Origin of the sequence: Burkholderia sp. RF4-BP95, from assembly GCF_001521985.1 — a bacterium.
GTDB classification, from domain to species: Bacteria; Pseudomonadota; Gammaproteobacteria; order Burkholderiales; family Burkholderiaceae; genus Burkholderia; species Burkholderia diffusa.
On sequence record NZ_LOSX01000002.1, the window covers coordinates 1 to 16232 of the forward strand.

The following is a 16232-nucleotide window of genomic DNA, read 5'->3' on the forward strand; positions in this document are numbered from 1 at the left end:
GGTCCCCACTACTTTGGTGGGGACTACTCTGGCAACTTCCTTTCACATCGTCGAGACGGTGCTGGGGACACGCTTACACCTCAATCCGGAACGCATCGGCGGCAAAATCGAAATCGTCGGTTGGCGCAACATGCCACGCGTCCACCATCCTCTGTGGTGACGATGAGGCATTGATGAGAAGCAATTCTCCCCAGAGTCCCGTCATGGATGCCCGCGACGGCATTGCCATTTTTCGGAACAACTCCATCAGCGCTTCGACGGCCTCATCGACTGCCGAATCATCGAGCTGGTCGGGAAGGGAATTCGCTGTCGCCGCAAGCAGTTCGACAAAGTAGCCATGTAACGATGCGCTACTGGCATCACACGCCACCTTGCAAAACCATTCGCTCGACGACTCCCCGGTTTCAGTGGCGGTCACCTCGTAGCGAGCATCGAACTGGATGCTAACGTGCTTAAGCCTGATAGGCGCCCGAGGCGAGCGCCTTTGTGCCGTCGCGAGCAAAAGAATCGGCTCGTCGTGCTCGCCTTTCAGCAGGAGATGCCGTTTTCCTGCGCCGCACCGGATTGTCCCAGACGCCTCGCTATCGTTAGATTTTTTAAGCGCCTGGAACTGCTGCCACAAGGAAGCCTGCACTTACACGCCCTCCGCCTGTATCAGCAACCGCTTCTTGAGCGATTCGGGCACGTGCATCGCGAACCATGGTACATCCCGCTCTTCCGGCACCTTCGTATTCGCGTTCAGCAGATTGAAAGTCCGAAGATGCAGAGAAACTCGGCTCGCCGATACGAACTCTCGGTCACCTCCGTACAGCAACTGAGAGCGGTCAGTAGTGTCGGGATTCTTGCCCTGGAAAACCTGGTTAATCGCCCCGGCCTTCTTACTACGATTTTGCGCAGCCAGTTCGCCAATGATGAAAACATCAGCGTGCGTCTGCCCATCCTTGATGAGTTGGCGCAATGCGAGAACGCAGCCGACCCTCAGCACGGCGTCATCGCCGTCGCCCATTCGCAGCCGTTCAAGTAGACCATCGATGACCGACTCAAGAGACACATTCTCGAACAGGATGTTCTTCTTGCCTGCGCGCTTGTCGATGTAGCGGTCGGGGTCCACATCGTTGGCGGCGACTCCATTGTCGAGCCCTCCCAATTGCGCGATGAAGTCCGTGAAGACTTGGCGATTGTCTTCAACGCAGTGTGGGTCCACATGCGCCGCTTTCGGGTAGACCCAGTTCGACGCGACAACCTCGTCCAAGGGAATGCCAATGACATTCCGCCTGGTGGGATTCATAGCCCCGTCGAGCGTGAACTGGCGGTTCCACTTGCTCAGCGGCTCGCCTCGAGTCTTCCGGAGGCTCTCGTGTATCGCTTCTTCGTGCTCAACGTAGTTACGGAAGGCATCCTTAACCTCTCGTCTCAGGTACACGCGGCAGTAGCCGATGTACTTCTGCTTATAGCCATAGAACCGCGCACGCTGCTGGAGATTGTCCGCATTGCCGGTTCCTATCGGACGGGGCATGTAGGTAACAGTGAGACCCTCGACGGTGAAGCCGCGGTCGAGCTTTGCTCCGCCGACCAGAATCCAATATTCGCACCCAGACCAGTCCACGGGCTCGGAGCCCGGGCCCGTAGAATTGACTTCTCGATAGTTCACTGTCTTGAGGACGTACGGCATGTGCAACACCAGTTCCTCCAACGAGGGAAGCGTGTCGCCGACGGTCTCTGCAAGGTCGGTATGTGCCTTGCGAAAATCCTCGAAGAACTCGTCCTTCAGGGCCTCGTCGCTAGCCATGGGGCGCCAGGCATCCATGAGGTCAGCAATCCAGACCTGGTAGTCGTTGTGAAACACAGTTTGCTGCGATGGGTGAATCATCATCGTGCGATGAGCGACTTTCCCTGAGGCCTCGACCGCGCATGCGCCCAAGAGAAAAATCCGAAGCGCATCAACAAGCGTCTTTGGCGGTCCGTCAGGAGACGTGGCAAGCGAGGCATCCGCTTCGGCGTCAGGAATGGCCCGTGAATATTTCGCGAGCGGAGCGAAGAGCACTTTGCCGCCGACGTAGCCGTCGCCAGGGCTTAGTAGCTCCGCGAAGCTCGGCGATAGTGCATCCGAAAGCCCGACAAGCAGCGGCGCCTGGGGCGTCGCTGTGTACTGAACGTAGGTATGGTGCGGCAGAAGCGCCTTCAGTGCCGTAACTTCGCTATAGTTCGAACTCTTCTTATTGCTTCCATTGCGTCTGTTCGCGTAAGCGAAGTTATTCAGGCTCGCCTGGTCTGCCTCATCGTCGATGACCAGAGTCGGAACCGCGCTTAGGTCGAGGCCCTTCAGGCAAGCCCGAAGATTTCCCATGCGCTTGTGGTTCTTCAGCACGACAACCATCACCGTGCGCTTCTTCAGGGGCGAAAGGCTCGGGTCGCTCCACTTCGCGAGATGCTGCCGCAACTGCGTCTCGGATGCTTTGTCTGGCGTTGGCCTATCAATCAGTACCCACGGCCGGGCTAGCCCACCGGCAAGATTGAGGTCGGTCGTCAGGCGCGTGAGCGTCTGCTTGAGCAGGTTGTCGAGCACGCCAGCGATGAGCACCACCATTCCATAGCCGTTGTCGCGGGCAAGTGCAGCCAACGTCGTGAACGACAGGGTCTTGCCACTCTGCACATAGCCGACGGCCAGGCCAGTCGCACCCTCGGGTGGTTCGCCCGGGTTCACGCACCGGCCCAAGATTTGCTGAGCTTCGAAAACGACCCGCTGCAGCGCCTCCGGCGGAATCTGGTCGTTTGCCTGCTTCCGCTTAAGGAAGTCGTCAGTTTCCGCGCCGACCGCCGGCTCCCACAGCAGTGGCGGCCGCACATCCTTCAACTCTTTGACCACAACGCTCATTCGCTATCTCCAGTGAGCGATTCACGCAGGAGCCGGTTCATCCAGCTCAACATAGGCGCGGACGGGTAGCCTCCACGGCTCGCCTTTACTGCTGCCAAGGCGACCCCAACCGCAAATCGAAGAAAAAGCTCGGCATTTTCGTTTTTGGGGCCGATGAATTGCTGCACAAATGGGTGCGCCATCGACACATCAATTGCAACGTCATTGACCGGCAACTGCCCCAATTGGGAGCGCTCGGTTTTGCCAACCTTGAGCCAATCCGTGATGGAGGGGTCAACCAATGTTCGCACGGCGACATTCCACACCGCACCGTCGACTAGGACGGAGAATGCCTTCTCTGTCGCGACCAGAGGTGCCGCCGCGTCTTCCGTTAGACCCGGCTCCTGTATGACGCCCTCGTCCGAGGAGCCCTCAGAATCCGAGTCGCCGGAAAGCGCTTGCCCGCCGCGGTGCTCCATGTCGAGAGCCAATGACCGCGATGCGGCGTTGAGCAGAGGTTGCAGTGCTGTTTTGGACGGGCGAGCGCGATACTGCTCGGCTTGCCTCAAGAGATTCAGCGGTTCAGCCTCCAGATGGTCTCGTAGGCTATCAAGGAATTCCTCCTCGTACTCGTCCCAACTGAATCCGTCCTTCGTATGGCTGACCTCGAAACCTTCGACGTGCAGTTCTCCAAAAAGCCGCTGATAGCGATAGCTATTTGTATTGCCGAAGACTTCGTGCGGCCGGTATGTCTCATCATCGCTGCCCACTATCAATCGATTTCGACGAAACAGGGCAAAGCCGGCATGTGATGTGGATGCCTCACGCCTCAGCGCTGCAAAGCCCCATACGCGCCGGCCACCGGGCAAGTCGAAATTGATTTCCTTTCGCCACTGCACAGGCAGCGAGTTGGGGGCATTGTGCGGCGGTGCGACAAGGCTCTCCGGCTCTTCATACATCAACCGCGAGTTGTCGTCGCCGAAATAGAGTTCGACTTCTCCCGTGCGGATATAGACCCGGTAGATGCTGGCGAGGTGGTCACGCAGCTTCTTTTGTGTCTTCGTCTGCGGAAATTTCTTACCCAGGTTTTCGAGCCGAACCACGGTGTAGTGAGACAACGGATTCGCCCGCGTCTCCTGGACGTTCAGGTCATCCAGATTTGCCTCAAGGATGTCGTGAATGTCGAACCGGACCGTTCGCTCCACCGGCTCGCCAAGAGCTTTCGTCCTGACGCTCCACGTATTCGTGAACCAGCAGGCAGCAGTCTTCATTCCCATGCCAAATTCGGACAGTCCGCTGCGGTCCGGTGGCACTTCGGCCGGGCGGAAGGCTCGCGGGAAGTCGCGACCGAGAATGCCTGCGGCGTTGTCAGTGATTTCGATAAGTCGGCTCGCGGCGTCCAACCGGATGACAACCTTGAGGACGAAGTTGTCTCCATGCAGGCGCTGCAACTGCTGCCGGTTTGCGAAATAGCTCTGAATGCTGTTGTCGACAAACTCAGCTACGGCGAACCAGGCTTTGTAGTTCAGTCTCGACAGTACCGAGAGCATCGATACCTTCGGCCGAATGCCGACCTTCGTCACGTGCTCATAGCTCTCACCTGTCACGCCTGTGTCTCCGCTGGGTGACGGTCTGCCCGGCTACCACGCGCGGTTGGCAGATTCGCCCGCCGGGTGCCGTTCAACAGCGCGGCTGCGACAAACTCGACCACTCTGGAATTTACGGCGTTCCCCAATGCATGGAAAGCTTTGGTAGGCGTAGCCGGCAACTGCTCCAGTCCTTCTAGGCTTTGAAGTCGCGCACACTCCCGTGGCGTCATGTATCGCTGCTCCCAGCCAATAATGGGCACCTGGGTGTCGGTCATTGCAATCAGGCTGGGAGCCGTGGTCCGGCGCTTTACACGCACGCCTGATGCTCTGAATTGCAACACGTACGCCCAGATGTTTCGCTCGCCGCCCTTCACGTTCCACTCGAGCTTCTGCAGGCTGGAAGGGAATTTGAGAATCTTCGGAAGCCAAGGGTCAATCCACTTCTTGTTATCGGCGTAAAACTTTCGATTTTGCCGGATAAAGTCGCGCTTCCACTTAGGAAACTCAAACTGCTCCGTGCGAGCATGGCTGGGCAATGCAGCCCAGCGGTCATCCACGGATTCCCAGTCACCCAGGCGAACGCCATGTGACCCACGCATATCAAACAGACCACGCTTTCCCTTTTCGACCAGCACGGCATACGGCGTTGATTCTTCGAACGGGTAAGTTGCCCCCCACTCCATCGACCATAGCGGAAACGATGGCAATTCGACTGTAAGTGGACTACGAGCCAGGAAGTCATTCCACACCTCCAGGCACTCGGTTACCTGCGCGGAAAGCTGTCTCGCGTCGTCTGGATTTTCATCCAGAATGGTCTCGATAGACGTCGTAGCGTCAATCATTTCCGGCCACTGAAAGCTGGTCAGCGGCTCTGTCGAGCCCACGATATAAACGCGCTCTCGAATCTGCGGTATGCCGAAATTGTGGGGCGACAATTTCTCGGCTCTGATGTGATAGCCCAATCCATCAAGGCCCAATTTTTCCTGAATCTTTTCCCATGTCCGCCCGCCATCGTGCTTAAGCAGATTCGGGACATTTTCAAGAATAAAAAACCGAGGCATCTTCTCTTTCAAGATGGCCTCGACGTTGAAAAACAGATTACCTTGCTTCGTGCACTCAAAGCCGAGTTGGTCACCCGCTTTTGAAAACGGCTGGCACGGAAAACCCGCGGTCAGCACGTCATGACTCGGGACGTCCTCCGGTGATATCAGCGTAATATCACCTTTCGGCCTCAGCCCGAAATTGACCTCATACAGGTCGCGAAGGTGCTCCTGCCATTCAGCAGCAAAGACACAGGTTCCGCCTAGACGCTGAAGCGCCAGGTGAAAGCCGCCGAGCCCTGCGAACAAGTCGACGAAACGGAAAGACTTCATTTGCGCCACAAAGCGTCGAGATTAGTTTTCATTGGATACGGCCCATCGCTTCGCGCGCAGGCGCTGCGCGCTCGCCATTATGCCATCTACAGCACGCACTTCATCAACCCGCGCTGAACATGGGCGGGCGCGCCATCACCACTGTATATCCATACATGCCTTTTGTACACCCCTCGGCCGGTCGGGAAGCCCTTCAGACCGGGTTATCGGCGGGGAAATCGGGAAGTTCAGTCCCACCCGCCGTCGAGGCAATGGCTTCCATGTTCAACGATGAGGGCAACCGGTACGTCATCCGCTGCAGCATTGAGCCGGGAGATGCATTGGCGCACTGTCCCCAATGTACCGAGAGCACCCAAGACCGCGCCGCTCAAACCACGCTGGGTGTCAGCGGTCGCCCTGCAAGCGCGCCAGTTTCTTATCCGTACTAGCTCGCAGGCCCGCCGCAACTGATTCGGGCCGCTTGGCGACCGCCTTCGGAGGTGCGGGGGCTGCTGCGGGCGTCTCCGCTGCCCCTTCCGCGACTGGCTCAAGCAACCGCCGCGACAGCCACCCGAAAAACACCTCGGGGTGCCAGTAAACGCGATTGCCCAGCTTCACCGGCGCCGGCAAGGTACCGTCGTTTATCCAGTTCTCCACGGACCGGACAGAAATACCCAGGACGTCGGCTACCGCCTGCTTCGTAAGAGGCGTGAAAGATTCCTGATGAGTGGCCATGATGAGGCGCGTCGATGTTGAGGTCTGGGCGTATAGCAAGGCCCACAGAGCATGGCCCGAACTATTTCGCGAAATCGACGACCAGCCGCACCCATATACTTGCTACGGCCGACGAAGTCAGTGGCAAATCAGTGGCAACTCACGTCGTATTGCCACTGCGCGCAGGTGCGCGAAACGGAGCGAAGCCAAGCGCAAGCCATTGATTTATAATGCAACGACCGCAATCCGGAACACCGTATCAGGCGGGGAAATCGCGTTCGGGACGTAGAGGCCGGAGGTTCGAATCCTCTCACCCCGACCAGATTTGAAAAAACCGTGCACCATGTGCACGGTTTTTTTTTGCCTCCGTTTTGCCCGGTCGCACGGGCCCGATGCCGCGTGCGACACATCCCGGCCGCCGGCCTCTGCTATATTCCCTCCATCCCTGTCCTTCACTGCCCTTCTGACGCGTGGACCAAATTCCCTTATGGGCGCAAATCGGCGCCGTTTTCCTGCTTCTCCTCTGCTCCAGCTTCTTTTCCATTTCCGAGACCGCGATGATGGCGCTCAACCGCCATCGGCTGAAGCATCTCGCCGGCCAGGGCGTGCTCGGCGCGAAAACCACGCAGGGTCTTCTCACGCGCACCGACCTGCTGCTCAGCGTGATCCTGATCGGCAACAATCTGTTCAACACGATCATCCCGGTTCTGACGACCTCGCTCGCGCTGCATACGTTCGGCCGTAACAACCTCGCGCTGTCGATCGCGACCGGCATCGTCGCGTTCCTGATCATCGTGTTCGCGGAAATCGCGCCGAAGATCGTCGGCGCAACCTTTCCCGAGCGCATCGCGCTGCCCGCCAGTCTCGTGATCGCGCCGCTGATGCGCGTGTTCAAGCCGGTCGTCTGGTTCGTCAACGCGCTCGCGAACGGCGTGCTCTGGGTGCTGCGCATCAACACGAAGAAGGGCCGCGATCAGCGGATGTCGGCCGACGAGCTGCGCGCGATCGTGCTCGAATCGAGCAGCTTCATGCCGACCAAGCACCGCAGCATCCTGCTCAACCTGTTCGACCTCGAGAACATCACGGTCGACGACGTGATGGTGCCGCGCCGGCAAATCGAATCGCTCAACTTCTACGCGCCGCTCGACGACATCCTGCATCAGCTCGAGACCTGCTATCACAACCGCCTGGTCGTCTACGAAGGCGACATCGACAAGGTGCTCGGCGTGCTGCACGTCCGGAAGACACTCACCGCACTGCACAACCAGGATTTCGACCGCGAAACGTTGCGCACGCTGCTCGCCGAGCCGTACTACGTGCCGTCGGGCACGCCGGTCGTCCAGCAGCTCCAGTATTTTCAGGAAAGCCGGCAGCGAACCGCGCTCGTCGTCAACGAGTACGGCGAACTCGAGGGGCTCGTCACGCCCGAGGACATCATCGAGGAACTGATCGGCGAATTCACGACGTCGATGCCGCGCGGCGAACGCGCGGGCGGCTGGGACCAGAACGGCGAATGCATCGTCGCCGCCAGCATGCCGCTGCGCGAACTGAACCGCTGGCTGCACCTGCAATTGCCAACCGACGGACCGAAGACGCTGAACGGCCTCATCCTCGAAATCCTCGAGGAAATTCCCGAAGGCGACGTGTGCCTGAAAATCCGTGACGTGATGCTCGAGGTCATGCGCAGCGACGATCAGGCCGTGCGCACCGTCAAGCTCTTCAAGCCGCGCAGCACGCGCGCACGCGCCGCGCGCTAGCCGAACGGCCGACTGTCGGCGCCGCTCGCGATACGCGACCATTTGCTGGTCACGATCAACAGGCGGCCGAGCGCCGGCTCACATGCACTTCCCACCTCCCGGGGCGCCGCCGCGCACGCAGCGGCCGCCTGCCTCCCTCGACGCATCGCCCGCTGAAACGCCCCGGCCGCTCGATGCGGCGCAACTCGACGACTCGCCCGCCGTACGGCTGCTGACCGACACGTTGCACGCCGCCCGCGTGCGCAACGCGTCCGACATCCACGTCGAGCCGTTCGAAGGAGGCTGGCGCATCCGCCTGCGCATCGACGGCGTCCTGCATGAACACGCGCGGCCGCCAACTCATCTGCGCGACGCACTCGTGACACGCATCAAGGTGCTCGCCCGCATGGACATCGCCGAGCGTCGGCTTCCGCAAGACGGCCGGCTGCGCATCGCGGTCGACGGCGGCATGCGAGGCGACTACCGTGTCAGCTCGCTGCCCACGCTGTTCGGCGAGAAGCTCGTGTTGCGCCGCCTGGAGATATTACCGCCCGACCTCACGCTCGCGCGCCTCGGCTTCGACGCGCGTCAGGCCGCGGCGATGGAGGCCGCGATTCGCGCGCCGCACGGTCTCGTGCTCGTCACCGGGCCGACCGGAAGCGGCAAGACGCTGTCGCTCTACTGCGCGCTGCAGATGCTCGACCGCGATGCGCACAACGTGTGCACGGTCGAGGATCCGGCCGAGATTCAGCTCGACGGGATCAACCAGGTCGGCGTGGCCGAAAAAGCCGGGCTCACTTTCGCCACTGCGCTGCGTGCGCTGCTGCGGCAGGACCCGGACGTCATCATGGTCGGCGAGATTCGCGATGCGGAGACGGCCGACGTCGCGATCAAGGCCGCGCAGACCGGGCACCTCGTGCTGTCGACGCTGCACACGAACGACGCGCCGACAGCCGTCGCGCGACTGCTCGACATCGGCGTCGCACCATACAACCTGGCGGCCGCATTGCGCCTCGTCACCGCGCAACGCCTCGTCCGGCGCCTGTGCACCGTCTGCCGCGTGCGCTCGGACGCATCGGCACGCGCGCTACGCGAAGCAGGCTGCGATTCAGCAGCGCTGGAATCCGGATGGCGTCCGTTCGTCGCGCGCGGCTGTGCCGCCTGTCACGGCATCGGTTATCGCGGCCGGATCGGCCTGCATCAGACGATGCCGGTTTCACCGGCAATGGCAGAGCACATCGTCGCACGCGCAAGCGTCGGCACGCTCGCGCAATGCGCGGCGTCCGAGGGCGTATGCAGTCTGCGCGACGCGGCACTCGCGCACGTCTGCGACGGCACGACGAGCATCGCGGAAGCGCTGGCCGCGACGCCCGACGCATGATCGCCATGCATGCACCGCCAAACGAAACCTGCTTCGCGTGGCGCGGCCGTCGTCGCGACGGCACGCCATGCCGCGGGAACGTCATCGCCTTCGATGCAGCCGCCGCACGGGCAGCACTCGCGCGCGACGGCGTCGCGGTGCTGTCGCTCGACGTCCGCGGCGCGGCCCGACCGCCAGCGGCCGGCGCACGAGAGGTCACGCGCTTCACGCGTCAGCTCGCGAGCCTGCTGCAAGCCGGACTACCGCTTGCACCGTCGCTCGAGATGCTCGCCCGCACCCGTACGCGCGACGGGCTGCCGCGCATCGCCGCCGGTCTCGCGCGCGAGATCATCGGCGGGCAACGCTTCGCCGCCGCGCTCGCACGCTATCCGTCCCAGTTCGGCACGCTGTATCGCCAGTTGATCGAGGTGGGCGAGGCATCGGGTGCGCTCGGTACCGTACTGACCCGCGTCGCGGAGCACCGGGAACGCGCCGACGCGCAATGGCGCAAGCTGCGTGCCGCACTCGCATACCCGGTCGCCGTCATCGTGTTCGCGCTCGCGATCTCGGCCGCGCTGATGGTGTGGGTCGTGCCGACGTTCCGACAGATTTTCGACGGTTTCGGCGCGGCGCTGCCGGCACCAACCCGCGCCCTGCTCGCCCTCTCGTCCGCGACATCGGCCTGGGGTGGCACGTTGGTTGCGGGCGCAGCCGGCGCCGGACTCGTCGCGCGCCACGCGCTGCGGCGCTCGCCTTCGCTGCGCTATACGGTCGCGCGGCATCTGTTGAATCTGCCGCTCGTCGGCACCGCGCTCACACGCTTCGCGACCGCACGCTGGTGCCGCTCGCTTGCAACGCTGCTCGGCGCGGGCGTCCCGCTCGCCGATGCGTTCGCCACGCTCGAGCGCACCGCCGGCCATCCGGTATTCGAACAGGCCACCGCACAGATCGCGACGCGCGTGCTGCGCGGCGCGCGTCTGGCCGATGCGATGCACGCGGCGGGATGCTTCCCGGACGACGTCGTGCAACCGATCGCCGTCGCCGAGGAAACCGGCGCGCTCGACACGATGCTCGCCGATATCGCCGCGCTATGCGAGCGTCAGCTCGACGCGCGCCTCGATGCGCTCGCCGCGCTCGGCGAGCCGCTGATCGTGATCGTGCTGGGCGCACTCGTCGGCGGCCTCGTGATCGCGATGTATCTGCCCATCCTTCAGCTGGGCAACGTGGTGTAGCATCGCAACCGATTCTGTCGCCTTTCATGCCCGAACCCGAGCCCCATGACGTCCGCGCCCCTCATAACCGTATTCGACTCGCCCGACAGCACGTTGCTCGCGCTGGCGATGCTGCCGCCCGCGGTGCAGTATGCGTTCGCCGTCGTGCTCGGCCTGTGCGTCGGCAGCTTCGTGAACGTCGTCGTGCACCGGATCCCGGTGATGATGCAGCGCGCCTGGCAGGCCGAGATCGCCGAAGCGACCGGCAGTGCAAGCACGCCGCCGGACGACGGCTATCCGCCGCGCTACGACCTGTGGCGCCCGCGCAGCGCCTGCCCGCATTGCGGTCACGTGCTGCGTGCGTGGGAGAACATCCCGCTCGTCAGCTACTTGCTGTTGCGCGGGCGCTGCCGTCAGTGCGGCCATGCGATCGGCATACGCTATCCGCTCGTCGAGCTCGCCGGTGCGCTGCTCGCCGCCGGTTCGCTCGCCGCGTTCGGCCCCACCGTCGCCGGACTCGCCGCGTTCGGATTGTGCGCGGCACTGCTGGCAATGAGCGCGATCGATATCCGGACCGGGTACCTGCCCGATTCGATGACGCTGCCGTTGCTTTGGGCCGGGCTCGCTCTGAACCTCGGCGGCACGTTCACGTCGCTGCGTTCGGCCGTGGTCGGCGCGATGGCCGGCTACCTGTTCCTGTGGTCGATCTACTGGCTGTTCAAATGGTTGCGCGGCATCGAGGGCATCGGCTTCGGCGACCTGAAGCTGCTCGCCGCGCTCGGCGCATGGATGGGCTGGGCCGCGCTGCCGCAGGTCGTGCTGTTCGCCGCGGTGACGGGCGCGCTCGTCGGGCTCGTCGCGACCTGGCGCGGACGCATGCGCTTCGAGGAGCCGATTCCGTTCGGCCCGTTCCTCGCGGCAGGCGGCGTCGCGACGCTGTTTTTCGGCACCCCTTTCTATTCGGCACTCGGCGGCTGACATGACGCACCGCCGGCGGCCGCCATGTTCGCTGCGTCGCGGGGAGGCGCTTCGCTGCCTCGTGACGGCACGGCGGAGGCTCACATGTTTGCAATAGGACTCACCGGCGGCATCGGCAGCGGCAAGACGACCGTCGCCGACATGTTCGCCGCACGCGGTGCATCGATCGTCGATACCGACCTGATCGCGCACCGCATCACCGCACCGGCCGGCCTCGCGATGCCGGCGATCGAACATGCATTCGGACCGGACTTCGTCGCGGCCGACGGCTCGCTCGACCGTGCAAAGATGCGCGCACTGATTTTCAGCGACGACGACGCGCGCCGGCGCCTCGAAGCGATCACGCATCCGCTGATCCGCGCCGAGACCGAGCGCGAGGCCCGCGAAGCGCAGGGCCCTTACGTGATCTTCGTCGTGCCGCTGCTCGTCGAGTCAGGTAACTGGAAGGCGCGCAGCGATCGCGTGCTGGTCGTCGACTGCCCGGTCGAGACGCAGATCGCACGTGTGATGCGGCGCAATGATTTCACGCGCGAACAGGTCGAAGCGATCATCGCAAGACAAGCAACGCGCGAAGCGCGTCTCGCTGCGGCCGACGACGTGATCGTCAACGACGCGACGACGCCCGCAGCTCTCGCCGCACAGGTCGATGCACTGCACCAACGTTATCTCGCATTCGCGGCCGCCGCGCACTGATCGCCGCGCGATCGTGATGGTGTACGAAATTGGTGCGTTGCTAGGGTAGACAGTGAGCATTAGAATGTCCTGCATTGTTTCAATCCCTACCCTAGAGGCGAGCGCGCTTGATTCTTTACGAGTATCCGTTCAATGAGCGAATTCGCACGCTGTTGCGCCTCGAAGACCTGTTCGAGCGCTTCGCGTTCTTTTTGGCTCAGGAGGACCCGCGTGAACATCACGTCGCGCTGACGACGCTGTTCGAAATCGCAGAGGTCACCGGCCGCGCGGACCTGAAATCGGATCTGATGAAGGAGCTCGAACGTCAACGCCAGACGCTCGCCCCCTTTCGCGGCAATCCGGGCATCGAACAGAATGCGCTCGAGGCCGTGCTCGGTGAAATCGAGCAGACGCTCGCCAATCTTGCGCAGATGCAGGGCAAGACCGGGCAGCATCTGATCGACAACGAGTGGCTCGCCAGCATCCGCAGCCGCGCGGTGATTCCCGGCGGCACGTGCAAGTTCGACCTGCCGTCGTACTATGCGTGGCAGCAATGGCCCGCGGAACAGCGGCGCCAGGACATCGCGAAATGGATCCTGCCGCTGCTGCCGTTGCGCGACGCCGCTGCGATCGTGCTGCGGCTCGCGCGTGAATCGGGCCAGGCTTCGAAAGTGATGGCGATGCAGGGCAGCTACCAGCAGATGCTGTCGGGGCGCACCTACCAGCTGATGCAGGTGCGCGTGCCCCCCGAGCTGCGCGTGATTCCCGAAGCGAGCGCCAACAAATACATGCTGTGGGTACGGTTCACCATGCAGGACGGCGACGTGCGGCCGCGTGCGGTGGACATCGACGTGCCATTCCACCTGACACTGTGCAATCTGTAACGGCCGCGTGCCGGTTCGACGCTCTCGTATGACTACCGTTGTGAAATGTCCTTCGTGCGGCGCAGAAGTGCGCTGGACGCCTGAAAACAAGTTCCGTCCCTTCTGTTCGGCCCGCTGCAAGCAGCTCGACCTCGGCGCATGGGCCGCAGAAAAGTACCGGATCGGCGGGTCCTCCGACGAGGGTCCGTCGTCGGAGGAAGACGGCACCGACGGCCGCCGCGACAGCTGAGCGGCGCGCGACACCGCCCGTCCTGCGATGTGGCCCGCCTTTCAGGCGAGCCGCCACGGCGTCATTGCGACGCCGCCTCCTTCTCGAGCAGCTCCAGCACCGGCAGCGCCGCCGGCAACAGCGGCGCGACCTCGACCGGCAGTTGCTGCCACACGAACGCCTGCCCTTCCTTGCTGCGCGGCTCGCCCGTCCAGCCCGTCACCTTGCAGAAATAGAGCCGCACGTACGCGTGCGGATAATCGTGCTCGAGCGTATGCCAGCGGTGGCTGGCCGTGACTTCGATGCCGAGCTCCTCATGCAATTCGCGAGCCAGCGCGTCCTCCACGCTCTCCCCGGCCTCCAGCTTGCCGCCGGGAAACTCCCAGTAGCCCTCGTACGGCTTGCCCTGCAGCCGCTGCGCGAGCAGGTAACGACCGTCTGCCTGCACCATCACGCCGACCGCGACCTCCGTCACCTTGCGTCCATCGGGCGCGCGCACGCCGCCTGCTGCGAAATCCGCACTCATGCCTGCTCCTTGCGACCCGACCAGTCGCGCGCGAACTGCCATGCGACGCGACCCGAACGCGAACCGCGCTCGAGCGCCCAGACGAGCGCGTCGCCGCGCGCCGTCTCGATCTCGGCGTCCGCGCAGCCGAAATGGCGCAGCCAATGCGCGACGATGTCGAGGTAGTCGTCCTGCTTGAACGGGTAGAAGCTGACCCACAGCCCGAAGCGCTCCGACAGCGAGATCTTTTCCTCGACGACTTCACCGGGGTGGATCTCGCCGTCCGGCAGATGCTTGTACGACTCGTTGTCGCTCATGTACTCGGGCAGCAGATGGCGGCGGTTCGACGTCGCGTAGATCAGCACGTTGTCGGACTGCGCGGCGATCGAGCCGTCGAGCGCGACCTTCAGCGCCTTGTAGCCCGACTCGCCCTCCTCGAACGACAGGTCGTCGCAGAACACGATGAACCGCTCCGGACGCTGCGCGATCAGGTCGACGATGTCGCCGAGATCGTGCAGGTCGTCCTTGTCGACTTCGATCAGGCGCAGGCCGTCCTTCGCATACGCGTTCAGGCAGGCCTTGATCAGGGACGACTTGCCCGTGCCGCGCGCACCGGTCAGCAGCACGTTGTTCGCCGGCTTGCACTGGACGAACTGTCGCGTGTTCTGCTCGATCAGCCCTTTCTGTCGATCGATGTTGTGCAGGTCGTCGAGCGTGATCGACGATGCTGCCGGCACCGGCTGCAGATAGCCGCGCCCCTGGCGCTTGCGCCAGCGGAACGCGGTGGCGGCGTTCCAGTCGATGGCCGCCGGCGCAGGCGGCAGCATCCCCTCGAGGCGGCCGAGCAGCGCTTCCGCGCGCGTCAGAAACTGTTCGAGCTTGTCCATGTCGTTCGAGCGCTCCCGATCAGGAGCGGTAATCCGCGTTGATGCTCACGTAATCGTGCGAAAGATCGCACGTCCAGACGGTTGCCTGCGCGTCGCCGCGGCCGAGCAGCACGCGGATCGTGATTTCGCTCTGCTTCATCACGCGCTGGCCGTCCTCCTCCTGGTAAGCCGGATTGCGGCCGCCGGCCTTGGCGACGAGCACGTCGTCGAGATAGAGATCGATCTTGCCCACGTCGAGATCCGTGACGCCCGCGTAGCCGATCGCCGCGAGAATCCGGCCAAGATTGGGGTCGGATGCATAGAAAGCCGTCTTCACAAGCGGCGAGTGCCCGATCGCATACGCGATCTGGCGGCACTCGGCGACGCTCTTGCCGCCTTCGACCTGCACCGTCATGAATTTCGTCGCGCCTTCGCCATCGCGCACGATCAGCTGCGACAGCACCTGGGCGACCTGCGTAACCGCGTCGCGCAGCGCCGCATAGGCCGGCGAGTCGGTCGACGTGATCGCGGGCAGCGTGCTCTTGCCCGACGCGATCAGGATGAACGAGTCGTTCGTCGACGTGTCGCCGTCGATCGTGATGCAGTTGAACGAGCGGTCGGCCACTTCCTTCACGAGCGTGTCGAGCACCGGCTGCGCCACGTTCGCATCGAACGCGAGGAAGCCCAGCATCGTCGCCATGTTCGGCTTGATCATGCCCGCACCCTTGCTGATGCCCGTCAGCGTGACCGTGTGGCCATCGATCGTCACCTGGCGCGACGTGGCCTTCGGCAGCGTGTCGGTCGTCATGATCGCCTGCGCGGCGTCGTACCAGTTCGCGGCCTTGCGGTTTGCGAGCGCTGCCGGCAGCCCGGCCTTCAGGCGGTCGATCGGCAGCGGCTCGAGAATCACGCCAGTCGAGAACGGCAGCACCTGTGCAGCGTCGATGCCCGCGAGGCGCGCGAGTTCCGAGCAGGTCTCGCGCGTGTTCGCGAGGCCCGGCTCGCCGGTGCCCGCATTCGCATTGCCCGTGTTCACGACGAGCGCGCGGATGCCCGCACCGCCGGCACGCACCTTTGCCAGGTGCTCGCGGCACACCGTCACCGGCGCGGCGCAGAAGCGATTCTCGGTGAATACGCCGGCGACCGTCGCCCCTTCGTCGACGGAGATGACCAGCACGTCCTTGCGATTCGGCTTGCGGATGTTCGCTTCCGCCCAGCCGAGCGTGACGCCGGCGACGGGATGGAGTTGGGCGGGATCGATCGACGGAAAATTGACAGCCATGGGGCACACCTGCCGGATGGA

The 16232-nt window shown here is 63.2% G+C and carries 15 protein-coding genes; 7 read left to right on the forward strand and 8 right to left on the reverse strand.

The genetic code is table 11. The features are described 5' to 3' along the window. Window positions 1-73: 73 nt before the first annotated feature. The 5 genes from WS46_RS00010 to WS46_RS00030 form a co-directional block, all read right to left on the reverse strand. The gene (locus WS46_RS00010; RefSeq protein ID WP_257129889.1) at window positions 74-634 is read right to left on the reverse strand and encodes a PD-(D/E)XK motif protein; all 561 of its coding nucleotides are present in this window, start codon (window positions 632-634) and stop codon (window positions 74-76) included. After that, entirely contained in the window at window positions 635-2875 is a 2241-nt protein-coding gene (locus WS46_RS00015) for a Z1 domain-containing protein (RefSeq protein ID WP_059688946.1), read from the reverse strand. It lies immediately after the preceding gene. Further along, entirely contained in the window at window positions 2872-4461 is a 1590-nt protein-coding gene (locus WS46_RS00020) for an ATP-binding protein (RefSeq protein ID WP_257129890.1), read from the reverse strand. The genes WS46_RS00015 and WS46_RS00020 overlap by 4 nt, the downstream gene beginning before the upstream one ends. Next, a complete protein-coding gene (locus tag WS46_RS00025) occupies window positions 4458-5816 on the reverse strand; it encodes a DNA cytosine methyltransferase (RefSeq protein ID WP_059688948.1) in 1359 nt (452 codons plus the stop codon). The genes WS46_RS00020 and WS46_RS00025 overlap by 4 nt, the downstream gene beginning before the upstream one ends. 384 nt (window positions 5817-6200) lie before the next feature. Then, window positions 6201-6530 carry an AlpA family transcriptional regulator gene (locus WS46_RS00030; protein ID WP_059688949.1) on the reverse strand — a complete coding sequence of 110 codons (330 nt, stop codon included), beginning with the start codon at window positions 6528-6530 and terminating at the stop codon, window positions 6201-6203. Window positions 6531-6979: 449 nt separating this feature from the next. Between WS46_RS00030 and WS46_RS00035 the strand changes: the two genes are divergently transcribed. The 7 genes from WS46_RS00035 (at window position 6980) to WS46_RS00065 (ending at window position 13579) form a co-directional block, all read left to right on the forward strand. Beyond that, window positions 6980-8266, forward strand: a complete 1287-nt coding sequence (locus tag WS46_RS00035) for an HlyC/CorC family transporter (RefSeq protein ID WP_081055055.1) — start codon at window positions 6980-6982, stop codon at window positions 8264-8266. A gap of 82 nt (window positions 8267-8348) precedes the next feature. Next, complete coding sequence (locus tag WS46_RS00040; RefSeq protein ID WP_059688950.1) at window positions 8349-9626, forward strand: GspE/PulE family protein; 1278 nt, start codon at window positions 8349-8351, stop codon at window positions 9624-9626. Next, entirely contained in the window at window positions 9623-10837 is a 1215-nt protein-coding gene (locus tag WS46_RS00045; RefSeq protein ID WP_059688951.1) for a type II secretion system F family protein, read from the forward strand. Before WS46_RS00040 ends, WS46_RS00045 begins: the two co-directional genes overlap by 4 nt. A 45-nt stretch (window positions 10838-10882) precedes the next feature. Next, entirely contained in the window at window positions 10883-11794 is a 912-nt protein-coding gene (locus WS46_RS00050; RefSeq protein WP_059688952.1) for an A24 family peptidase, read from the forward strand. An 84-nt stretch (window positions 11795-11878) separates the two neighbouring features. Continuing rightward, the gene (coaE, locus tag WS46_RS00055; RefSeq protein ID WP_059688953.1) at window positions 11879-12487 is read left to right on the forward strand and encodes a dephospho-CoA kinase; all 609 of its coding nucleotides are present in this window, start codon (window positions 11879-11881) and stop codon (window positions 12485-12487) included. A 107-nt stretch (window positions 12488-12594) separates the two neighbouring features. Next, complete coding sequence (zapD, locus tag WS46_RS00060) at window positions 12595-13350, forward strand: cell division protein ZapD (protein WP_059535184.1); 756 nt, start codon at window positions 12595-12597, stop codon at window positions 13348-13350. A gap of 28 nt (window positions 13351-13378) precedes the next feature. Beyond that, entirely contained in the window at window positions 13379-13579 is a 201-nt protein-coding gene (locus tag WS46_RS00065) for a DNA gyrase inhibitor YacG (protein ID WP_039317342.1), read from the forward strand. A gap of 61 nt (window positions 13580-13640) precedes the next feature. Here the strand turns inward: WS46_RS00065 and WS46_RS00070 are convergent, their stop codons facing one another. From WS46_RS00070 to argJ, 3 genes are read right to left on the reverse strand one after another with little or no spacing between them, the layout of a single operon-like run. Beyond that, window positions 13641-14084, reverse strand: a complete 444-nt coding sequence (locus WS46_RS00070; protein WP_059688954.1) for an NUDIX domain-containing protein — start codon at window positions 14082-14084, stop codon at window positions 13641-13643. Continuing rightward, window positions 14081-14950, reverse strand: a complete 870-nt coding sequence (locus WS46_RS00075) for an ATP-binding protein (RefSeq protein ID WP_059688955.1) — start codon at window positions 14948-14950, stop codon at window positions 14081-14083. The genes WS46_RS00070 and WS46_RS00075 overlap by 4 nt, the downstream gene beginning before the upstream one ends. A gap of 19 nt (window positions 14951-14969) precedes the next feature. Then, the gene (argJ, locus tag WS46_RS00080) at window positions 14970-16211 is read right to left on the reverse strand and encodes a bifunctional glutamate N-acetyltransferase/amino-acid acetyltransferase ArgJ (protein ID WP_059688956.1); all 1242 of its coding nucleotides are present in this window, start codon (window positions 16209-16211) and stop codon (window positions 14970-14972) included. Between the last annotated feature and the right edge of the window lie 21 nt (window positions 16212-16232).

Coding starts and splice junctions, on each gene's coding strand:
- WS46_RS00015 (WP_059688946.1), bottom strand. CDS start 2,875: ATGAGCGTTGTGGTCAAAGAGTTGAAGGATGTGCGGCCGCCACTGCTG.
- WS46_RS00025 (WP_059688948.1), bottom strand. CDS start 5,816: ATGAAGTCTTTCCGTTTCGTCGACTTGTTCGCAGGGCTCGGCGGCTTT.
- WS46_RS00030 (WP_059688949.1), bottom strand. CDS start 6,530: ATGGCCACTCATCAGGAATCTTTCACGCCTCTTACGAAGCAGGCGGTA.
- WS46_RS00040 (WP_059688950.1), top strand. CDS start 8,349: ATGCACTTCCCACCTCCCGGGGCGCCGCCGCGCACGCAGCGGCCGCCT.
- WS46_RS00045 (WP_059688951.1), top strand. CDS start 9,623: ATGATCGCCATGCATGCACCGCCAAACGAAACCTGCTTCGCGTGGCGC.
- WS46_RS00050 (WP_059688952.1), top strand. CDS start 10,883: ATGACGTCCGCGCCCCTCATAACCGTATTCGACTCGCCCGACAGCACG.
- coaE (WP_059688953.1), top strand. CDS start 11,879: ATGTTTGCAATAGGACTCACCGGCGGCATCGGCAGCGGCAAGACGACC.
- WS46_RS00065 (WP_039317342.1), top strand. CDS start 13,379: ATGACTACCGTTGTGAAATGTCCTTCGTGCGGCGCAGAAGTGCGCTGG.
- WS46_RS00070 (WP_059688954.1), bottom strand. CDS start 14,084: ATGAGTGCGGATTTCGCAGCAGGCGGCGTGCGCGCGCCCGATGGACGC.
- WS46_RS00075 (WP_059688955.1), bottom strand. CDS start 14,950: ATGGACAAGCTCGAACAGTTTCTGACGCGCGCGGAAGCGCTGCTCGGC.
- argJ (WP_059688956.1), bottom strand. CDS start 16,211: ATGGCTGTCAATTTTCCGTCGATCGATCCCGCCCAACTCCATCCCGTC.